General features: G+C 69.4%; 10 protein-coding genes. 1 reads left to right on the top strand and 9 read right to left on the bottom strand.

Annotated features, from left to right (window positions below; genetic code table 11):
- Positions 1–241: 241 nt before the first annotated feature.
- From G6016_RS08480 to dapE, 6 genes are all read right to left on the bottom strand, one after another.
- Positions 242–409, bottom strand: a complete 168-nt coding sequence (locus G6016_RS08480) for a DUF3117 domain-containing protein (protein WP_182632225.1) — start codon at positions 407–409, stop codon at positions 242–244.
- A 105-nt stretch (positions 410–514) separates the two neighbouring features.
- Positions 515–850, bottom strand: coding sequence for a DivIVA domain-containing protein (locus tag G6016_RS08475; RefSeq protein ID WP_182632224.1), 336 nt, complete (start codon positions 848–850; stop codon positions 515–517).
- 74 nt (positions 851–924) lie between these two features.
- Entirely contained in the window at positions 925–1,785 is an 861-nt protein-coding gene (gene folP, locus G6016_RS08470; RefSeq protein WP_182632227.1) for a dihydropteroate synthase, read from the bottom strand.
- A 20-nt stretch (positions 1,786–1,805) separates the two neighbouring features.
- Positions 1,806–2,360, bottom strand: a complete 555-nt coding sequence (locus tag G6016_RS08465; RefSeq protein WP_182632223.1) for an LOG family protein — start codon at positions 2,358–2,360, stop codon at positions 1,806–1,808.
- On the bottom strand, positions 2,360–3,160 hold the full coding sequence (locus G6016_RS08460; RefSeq protein ID WP_182632222.1) for an LOG family protein: 801 nt from the start codon (positions 3,158–3,160) through the stop codon (positions 2,360–2,362). The genes G6016_RS08465 and G6016_RS08460 overlap by 1 nt, the downstream gene beginning before the upstream one ends.
- 66 nt (positions 3,161–3,226) lie before the next feature.
- The gene (gene dapE / locus G6016_RS08455; protein ID WP_338403553.1) at positions 3,227–4,396 is read right to left on the bottom strand and encodes a succinyl-diaminopimelate desuccinylase; all 1,170 of its coding nucleotides are present in this window, start codon (positions 4,394–4,396) and stop codon (positions 3,227–3,229) included.
- Between the two features lie 61 nt (positions 4,397–4,457).
- Here dapE and dapD point away from each other — a divergent pair, with 61 nt between their 5' ends.
- Positions 4,458–5,426 carry a 2,3,4,5-tetrahydropyridine-2,6-dicarboxylate N-succinyltransferase gene (gene dapD / locus G6016_RS08450; protein ID WP_182632221.1) on the top strand — a complete coding sequence of 323 codons (969 nt, stop codon included), beginning with the start codon at positions 4,458–4,460 and terminating at the stop codon, positions 5,424–5,426.
- 217 nt (positions 5,427–5,643) lie between these two features.
- Here the strand turns inward: dapD and dapC are convergent, their stop codons facing one another.
- The 3 genes from dapC to cofH form a co-directional block, all read right to left on the bottom strand.
- Complete coding sequence (gene dapC, locus G6016_RS08445; RefSeq protein ID WP_182632220.1) at positions 5,644–6,756, bottom strand: succinyldiaminopimelate transaminase; 1,113 nt, start codon at positions 6,754–6,756, stop codon at positions 5,644–5,646.
- Between the two features lie 5 nt (positions 6,757–6,761).
- Positions 6,762–7,085: a ferredoxin gene (fdxA, locus tag G6016_RS08440; RefSeq protein ID WP_063972054.1), complete on the bottom strand. Its 324-nt coding sequence runs from the start codon at positions 7,083–7,085 to the stop codon at positions 6,762–6,764.
- Between the two features lie 95 nt (positions 7,086–7,180).
- On the bottom strand, positions 7,181–8,314 hold a 1,134-nt coding region (gene cofH, locus G6016_RS08435; protein WP_182632219.1), incomplete at its 5' end, for a 5-amino-6-(D-ribitylamino)uracil--L-tyrosine 4-hydroxyphenyl transferase CofH.

Below are 8,314 nucleotides of genomic sequence, written 5' to 3'. Positions count from 1 at the left end.
CCGGGTGGCCAGCACCATCGCGGCGTCGGAGGTCGGATCCCCGGGCGCCGCGAGCACCCGGACGGACGGCAGCTGCCGGGAGGGCACGGCAGGCGGCACGGTGGCGTGGGCAGCGGCCCGGGCGGAACGGGCGGAACGGGAACCAGCGGGGATGTCAGACAACTCGGGGACCACTTTCCGGGCATATGAGTCGGCGCACCCGCCACGAGGGTCGGATGCGCCGGCAACGGTTGACGTGCGATTACGAGGTGGCCTGCGTCAGCTCCACACTCAGCGACTTCGCCTCATCCGGGGTCAGCTCGACGACGAGCCGCCCGCCGCCCTCCAGCGGGACGCGCATGACGATCCCACGGCCCTCCTTGGCCGCCTCGATCGGTCCGTCACCCGTCCTGGGCTTCATAGCCGCCATCAGGTAGATTCCCTTCGTCCTAGTCCATGGGGTGACGACGCCATGACGCGCCCTCCCCACGATCGGTACTACTAGTGGATGGACACGATTCTAGCGTGTTCCGCGCTACCCGGATGCCGGAGCCGGTCGACCGTACAGTTCCGGCGAGGGATTGCCGCCGGATGTGTCCTCCCCGAGACGGGAACGCAGGTCATCGATCTCCTGAGCGGCCTGCTCGAGGGCCCAGTCGACCTCCGCCATCCGATAGCCGCGCGCACCCATCCCGAACCGGACCGACCGGAGATCCTCGCCGGTGAGCGGGCCCTCCGGTAGCGAGGTGACGGTGTGGCCCTTGGCGACGGCCGGGAGCACTTCGGCGCGGCCGAACAGCACCAGCGACAGCGCGAACAGGGCGGCGGCGATCACGAGGGTGACCACGACGTAGACGATCACGGTGAGCATGGTCGGTCCCCTCCTTCGCAGGGCTGCCGCGATGCTCGGGCGAGCCCCTGTGCTGCCGATTCTGGCATACTCGCTCAAGCCAGCCCGCGCACCGTACGAGCCGGCTGACGCGTGCCCATGATCGAGGCCACCATCTCGACGGTCCGCAGGGTGCCGGGCACGTCGTGGGTGCGGAAGACGCGCGCCCCGGCGAGTGCGGCGACCGCCGTGGCCGCCAGGGTGCCCTCCCCACGTCCGTCGACGTCCGCGTCGAGGGTCTCGCCGATGAAGTCCTTGTTACTCAGCGCCATCAGGACCGGATGCCCCAGCGCGACGATCTCATCCAGACGTCGCAGCAGTTCGAGCCCGTGGAAGGTGTTCTTGCCGAAGTCATGGGTGGGGTCGATGAGTACCCCGTCGGCCGGCACACCGGCGGCCAGCGCTCGCTGCGCGGCCGCGGTGAGCTCATCCACCACGTCCTGCACCACGTCCTCGTATCCCACGCGGAACGGGCGGGTGCGCGGCACGGCCCCGCCGGTGTGCGAGCACACGAACCCGGCCCCGGCCTCGCCGGCCGCGTCCAGCACGCCGGGATCATGACCGGCCCAGGTGTCGTTGACCAGGTCGGATCCGGCTGACAGCGCCCGGCGGGCGACCTCACCGCGCCACGTGTCAATCGAGATGAGCACGTCGGGATGTCGGCGACGCACCGCCTCGACGAACGGCACGACCCTACGGGTCTCCTCGTCCGCATCGACGCTCTCCCCCGGTCCCGCTTTGACTCCACCGATGTCGAGGATGTCCGCGCCGGCGGCCACCACCTCGTCGACACGGCGCATCGCGGCCGTGTCGGTGAACGTGGCACCGCGGTCGTAGAAGGAGTCCGGTGTCCTGTTGACGATCGCCATCACCAGTGGACGCTCTGCCGGGACGGGCCGACCGCACAGGGTCGGCATCGGCGCCGGGACCTCGCGTGTCACCGGCGTCCTCCACAGGCGTCGAGCGCAGCGTCGAGGTCGTCGCGCACGACGAGGCAGTCGAACGCCTCCTTGTGCACCAGTCCCTGCTCGGCCAGGTCGTGGACCCAGTCCAGGAGCGGGGTGTAGAAGCCGATCGGGTCGTAGAGAACGACCGGCTTGTAGTGGAATCCGAGGGAGGCCGAGGTCCACATCTCGAACATCTCCTCCATCGTGCCGATCCCGCCGGGGAGGGTGAGAAACGCGTCGGAGCGCTCCTCCATCTCCCGCTTGCGTTCCCGCATGGAGGTGACGACGACGAGCTCGTGCGCCGAGGTGTCGGCCACCTCGCGGACCCGCAGTCCCTCGGGGATCACACCAACGGTGTGGGCCCCACCGGAGCGGGCCGCCTCGGCGAGCGCCCCCATCATCGAGACGTTGCCGCCACCGGAGACGAGGGTCCAGCCACGGCGGGCGATCGCCTCTCCGACATCGGTCGCGATCTGCAGGAGCTTCGGGTCATAGGACGACGACGCGCAGTAGACGCAGACTCGTCTGCCCGGCACCGGTGACATCAGCGCTCGACCCCCCGATGCTCTTCGCCGTACAGGTCTTCGCGCTCCTCCGCGGTCAGCGCCGCGCGCTGGTGGGCATCCCGGATGTACTCGACGGTTTCGGTCACCGAGTCGGTGACGAGGAACAGCTCCGCATCCGGGGCGGAGATCATGCCGTGCTCGACCAGCGTGCCGCGGATCCAGTCCACCAGTGGTGTCCAGAAGTCGACGCCCAGCAGCACGATCGGGAAGCGGGTGATCTTGTCGGTCTGGACGAGCGTGATGGCCTCGAAGAACTCGTCCAGGGTGCCGAAGCCGCCGGGAGTACAGACGAAGGCCTGCGTGTACTTGACGAACATCGTCTTGCGGACGAAGAAGTATCGGAAATGCAGGCCGAGGTCCACCCACCGATTCAGCCCCTGCTCCATGGGCAGCTCGATGCCCAGTCCGACGGACTGACCGTTCGCCTCCCACGCCCCCTTGTTGGCGGCTTCCATCTGGCCGGGCCCGCCACCGGTGACCACCGCGTACCCTGCGTCGGTCAGGGCCTTGCCCAGTTCCACGGCCTGCTCGTAGACGGGGTCGCCCGGGCGGGTCCGGGCCGAGCCGAACACGCTGACCGCGTCCGGCAGCTCGGCCAAAGCGCCGAAACCGTTGACGAACTCACTCTGGATCCGCAGCACCCGCCACGGGTCGGTGTGCAGCCAGTCAGTGTCCTGGTTCTTGTCCAGCAGACGCTGATCGGTGGTCGAGCGCTCTCCGCCATTCTCACGGCGGACGAGCACGGGACCGCGCAGGTGCACGGGATCATTGGGTGCCATGGGCCGGATTCTCCTTTGAGGGTTGTGGGGCACGCACCACACCGTGGCGGGTGGGCGAGCCGATTATCAGTGTGCCGCTGTGAGGTAACCGCGAAGCGTGTCCGCCACCTCGGTGATCTGGACCGCCGGGCAGTGTTCGTCACGTTTATGAGCCAGTCCCGGGTCGCCGGGACCGAGGTTGACCGCAGGGATCCCGAGTGCCGCGAACCGTGACACGTCGGTCCATCCGTACTTGGCTCGAACCCTGCCCCCGGCCGCGGTCACCAGGTCAGCCGCTGCCGGAGCCGATAGCCCGGGCAGTGCTCCGGGTGACAAGTCCGTGAGCTCCCAGGACAATCCCGGTTCGTTCGGCGGTTGCTGCCCGTCCGGAACCCGGGTGACTCCGGTGAGGCCGAGTGCGTCCAGTGCGTGGGCGAGGGCGGCGTCCGTGTCTCGATCAGGGGCACTTCGGAAGTTCACGTCGATCCATGCCTCGTCGGGCACCGTGTTTCCTGCCACGCCCGCCGACATCCGCACGGCCTGGAGGCCCTCCCGGTACACGCACCCGTCGATGTACACCGATCGCGGTTCGTATGCCGCCAGGGCCGCCAGTATCGGCGCCAGCCGGTGGACGGCGTTGTCGCCCAGCCAGCTGCGCGCCGAGTGGGCCCGTACGCCGCGGGTATGGACGCGGATGCGCAGCGTGCCCTGGCAGCCGGCCTCGATGAGCCCGCCCGTCGGCTCACCCAGAATCGCCACGTTCCCAGTGAGCCAGTCCGGGTGGGTGCGTTCGAGGAATCCGAGACCGTTGGCCGTGGCCTCGATCTCTTCGCAGTCGTACAGCACCAGGCTCAGGTCGTGAGCCAGGTCCGGCGAGTCGGCCAGCGTGGCGAACAGGTGGAGGAACACCGCATCGCCGGATTTCATGTCGACCGTGCCGCACCCGTGCAGCACCATGTCCGCGCCCTCGCCGGTCACGTGGCCGGGCACATTGTCCGCGACGGGGACGGTGTCCAGGTGCCCTGCCAGGACGACACGGGTCGGCAGGCCCCGGGTGGTGCGCGCCATGACCCTGTTTCCGTCCCGAGTGATCTCCACGTTGCCGCGCGCCGGTCCGGTGAATCCCGCCGCGGTGGCGACCAGTGCCGCGTGGACGATGCCGGCGATCTGTTCCTCGTGCCGCGACGGGCTGGGGATGTCTACGAGTGCGCGCGTGAGGTCGATCGGGTCAGCGGTCAGATCGAGAACGACGGTCACGGCGTCCACTTTAGATGTCTGTCGCCCGTGTTCGCCGAAGGCGGCGACTAGCATCGACACCATGAGCGCACAGGGAGCCGTGGCCACGGGAATCGCCACGCTGACGTCAGATCACACCGTCCTCGACGTGTGGTACCCCGATCCCGCGTTGGGGTCCGCTGCTGCGAGCGGCCACCGCGCGCTCTCCGGTGACGAGGTCCCGGCTGAGCTCGCCCCCCTGACCGGACCTGACGCCGATCGCGGTGTCGAGCGCGTCGCGGTCCGCGTCGAGATCGCCGACCTGACCGAACCGCCTGCCGACGCCTACGACGCCTACCTTCGCCTCCACCTCATCAGCCGCCGCCTGATCAAGCCCCATTTCGCCAATATGGAGGGGCTCTTCGGCACCCTCAGCAACGTCGTGTGGACCAATTTCGGTCCGTGCGCCGTACCCGGCTTCGAACTTGTCCGCGCCCGGCTCCGGGCCCGGGGCGCCGTGACCGTGTACGGGGTCGACAAGTTCCCGCGGATGGTGGACTACGTGGTGCCGTCCGGGGTGCGGATCGCCGACGCCGACCGCGTGCGACTGGGCGCCTACCTGGCCGAGGGCACGACCGTCATGCACGAGGGGTTCGTCAACTTCAACGCCGGCACGCTCGGTGCCTCGATGGTCGAAGGCCGCATCTCAGCTGGCGTGGTGGTGGGCGCGGACTCCGATGTCGGCGGTGGCGCCTCGATCATGGGCACGCTGTCCGGCGGGGGCAAGGAGACCATTTCGATCGGCGAGCGCTGCCTGCTCGGCGCGAACTCCGGCGTCGGCATCTCACTCGGCGACGACTGCGTGGTCGAGGCCGGGCTCTACGTCACCGCGGGGACGAAGATCGAGATCCGTGCCGGGGCCTGGGCGGACAATGAGCCGGTCAAGGCCGGTCAGCTGTCCGGCCGGGACAACCTGCTGTTCCGTCGCAACTCCATCACTGGTGCCGTCGAGGCGGTGCCGTGGAAGCGCGAGGGCGTCGAGCTCAACTCCGACCTGCACGCCAACAACTGACGGTCCGCACGACAGCCCGGCGCCGGGCACTGAGCACCATCGGCAAGAGGGTTCTGCACACGTTTCGCGAGAATGGCGTGTGCGGAACCCTCTGCTCGTTGCCGGAGCTGTGCAGGTGGGGGCAGGCGGGATGGGTGGGACGGGCGAGACGGGCGGGGATGCAGCGGCGGGGGCGCGGCCGACCGCATGCGGCGCGTCGAAGAGACGACGACCGCGGTCAGGACAGGCGGCGTACGGCCTCGTCGATAGTCGCGTCCGTGGCCGTGAGCGCGATGCGCACGTGCTGCGAGCCGCGCGGGCCGTAGAACTCGCCCGGGGCCACGAGGACGCCACGCTCGGCGAACCAGTCCGCGGTGTCCCGGCACGGCTCGTCGCGAGTCGCCCACAAGTACAGCCCGGCCTCGGAGTTGTCGATCCGGAATCCGGCCGCCTCGACCGCCGGCCGCAACAGGTCGCGGCGGGCCCGGTAGCGCTCGCGCTGATCGGCCTCGTGGGCGTCGTCGGTCAGGGCCGCGACCATGGCCGACTGGACCGGCAGCGGCATCATCAGACCGGAGTGCTTACGCACCTCGAGCAACTCCGCCACCAGGGCGGGATCGCCGGCGACGAAGCCCGCGCGGTACGAGGCCAGGTTGGAGGTTTTGGACAGCGAGTGCAGGGCCAGAAGCCCCGTGTGGTCGCCGTCAGATACCCGCGGATCGAGGATCGACGGGGCTTCGCCCTCCCAGACCAGTCCCAGGTAGCACTCGTCCGCGGCGACGATGACTCCCCGGTCGCGAGCCCAGCCCACGACCTTGCGCAGGTGCTCGAGGCCGAGGACCTTGCCCGTCGGGTTGGAGGGCGAGTTGAGGTACAGCAGATGCGGGGTCGACGGGCCGAGCTGCGTGAGCGAGTCGGCGCGGATGACGGTGCACCCGGCGAGCAGTGCGCCGACCTCGTAGGTCGGGTACGCGATCTCCGGGATGACGACCCGGTGCCCCTGCCCCAGCCCGAGGTGCGTGGGCAGGGCAGCGATGAGTTCCTTGGTCCCGATCGCCGGCAGGACCGCATCCGCGGTGAGTCCGGTGACGCCGTAGCGACGGGCCAGCGAATCGACGATGGCGGCACGCAGCGCCGGGGTGCCCGCGGTGGTGGGATACCCGGGAAAGGCCGAGTCCGCCGCGAGCGCATCCCGGATCACGGGTGCGACGGGATCGACGGGCGTGCCGACCGTGAGGTCGACAAGCCCGTCGGGGTGCGCAGCGGCCCGGGTGCGGGCCTGCGCGATGGTGTCCCAGGGGAACACGGGCAGAACCTGCCCGGGCGGGCGTCGCTCCGGGCGCGGTGCCACCTGAGTCACTCCTGATTCATCGGGGGGAGCGCCTTGACGAACGGCACGTCGTAATCGACCTTGCCGACCTTGGCGGCACCGCCCGGCGAGCCCAGCTCCACGAAGAAATCCGCGTTGGCCGCGTTGTACTCGGTCCACTCGTCCGGGACGTCATCCTCGTAGAAGATGGCCTCAACGGGACAGACCGGCTCACAGGCACCGCAGTCAACGCACTCGTCGGGGTGGATGTAGAGCATCCGGCCGCCCTCATAAATACAGTCGACCGGGCACTCCTCGACGCACGACTTGTCCATCACGTCGACGCACGGCTCTGCGATCGTGTAGGTCACGACAGCCACCTTCCTCGTAGCGGTTTGTCTGAATGGTATGCCACAGGTGTGACCAGCACTACGACTAAGGATCACCTAACATGATGTTCATCACGTTAAACGAGGAGGTCCTGTCCGGCCACCCGCGGCGCGGGACCGTACAATGTGTCGCGGCGCAGCACCGGCCGCCCGATTCCCGTGGCGATCTCCTCGATCTCCTCCGGCGACTTGGCCGACCCGTTCTCCGCGCCCGCCATCCGGGAGATGGTCTCCTCCATCAGGGTTCCGCCCAGGTCGTTCGCGCCTGACTGCAGCATCGTGCGGGTGCCGGCGACGCCGAGCTTGACCCAGCTGGTCTGCACGTTGTCGATCGCCCCGTGCAGCATGATCCGGGCCAGCGCGTGGACGGCGACGTTTTCCTCGCGCGTGGGGCCGGGCCGGGACGCGCCCGCCAGGTACAGCGGGGCGCTGCGGTGCACGAACGGCAGCGGGACGAACTCGGTGAATCCGCCGGTGCGCTCCTGGATCCCGCGCAGGGTCCGCAGGTGCGCCACCCAGTGCGCCGGGGTGTCCACGTGGCCGTACATCATGGTCGAGCTCGACCGGAGCCCCACCTCGTGCGCCGTGGTGACGATGTCGATCCACTCGGCCGCGGGCAGTTTGCCCTTGGTGAGAACCCAGCGCACCTCGTCGTCGAGGATCTCCGCGGCGGTGCCCGGGATCGTGTCGAGCCCGGCGGCGTGCAGCTCGGTCAGCCATTCGCGCACGTCGGCCCCGGCGCGGGAGGCACCGTTGGAGATCTCCATGGGACTGAACGCGTGGACATGCATCGACGGCACCCGCGCCTTGACCGCGCGCACCAGGTCCGCGTAGCCGGAGACGGGAAGGTCGGGGTCGATCCCGCCCTGCATGCACACCTCGGTCGCCCCGGACACATAAGCCTCGTACGCCCGGTCGGCCACCTCGGACGCGGACAACGAGAACGCGTCCGCGTCGCCCTTGCGCTGCGCGAAGGCGCAGAATCGGCAGCCGGTGTAGCAGATGTTGGTGAAGTTGATGTTCCGGTTGACCACGTAGGTGACGGTCGGACCGACCACGTCGGCGCGGATCCGGTCGGCCAACCCCGCGACCGCGGCCAGGCCGTCGCCGGTGGCGGTCGCCAGCGTGAGGTACTGGTCGTCGGTGAGGCCGGCCGGGTCGGACTCGGCCGCCCGCAGCGCGGCGAGAACCTCGGAGTCCGCGCGCTCCGG

It is taken from the genome of Dietzia aerolata (assembly GCF_014144865.1).
Taxonomy (GTDB): Bacteria; Actinomycetota; Actinomycetes; order Mycobacteriales; family Mycobacteriaceae; genus Dietzia; species Dietzia aerolata.
This window is presented reverse-complemented; position numbering and strand designations above follow the sequence as displayed.

Coding starts and splice junctions, on each gene's coding strand:
- dapD (WP_182632221.1), top strand. CDS start 4,458: ATGAGCGCACAGGGAGCCGTGGCCACGGGAATCGCCACGCTGACGTCA.
- G6016_RS08480 (WP_182632225.1), bottom strand. CDS start 409: ATGGCGGCTATGAAGCCCAGGACGGGTGACGGACCGATCGAGGCGGCC.
- folP (WP_182632227.1), bottom strand. CDS start 1,785: ATGCCGACCCTGTGCGGTCGGCCCGTCCCGGCAGAGCGTCCACTGGTG.
- G6016_RS08475 (WP_182632224.1), bottom strand. CDS start 850: ATGCTCACCGTGATCGTCTACGTCGTGGTCACCCTCGTGATCGCCGCC.
- G6016_RS08460 (WP_182632222.1), bottom strand. CDS start 3,160: ATGGCACCCAATGATCCCGTGCACCTGCGCGGTCCCGTGCTCGTCCGC.
- G6016_RS08465 (WP_182632223.1), bottom strand. CDS start 2,360: ATGTCACCGGTGCCGGGCAGACGAGTCTGCGTCTACTGCGCGTCGTCG.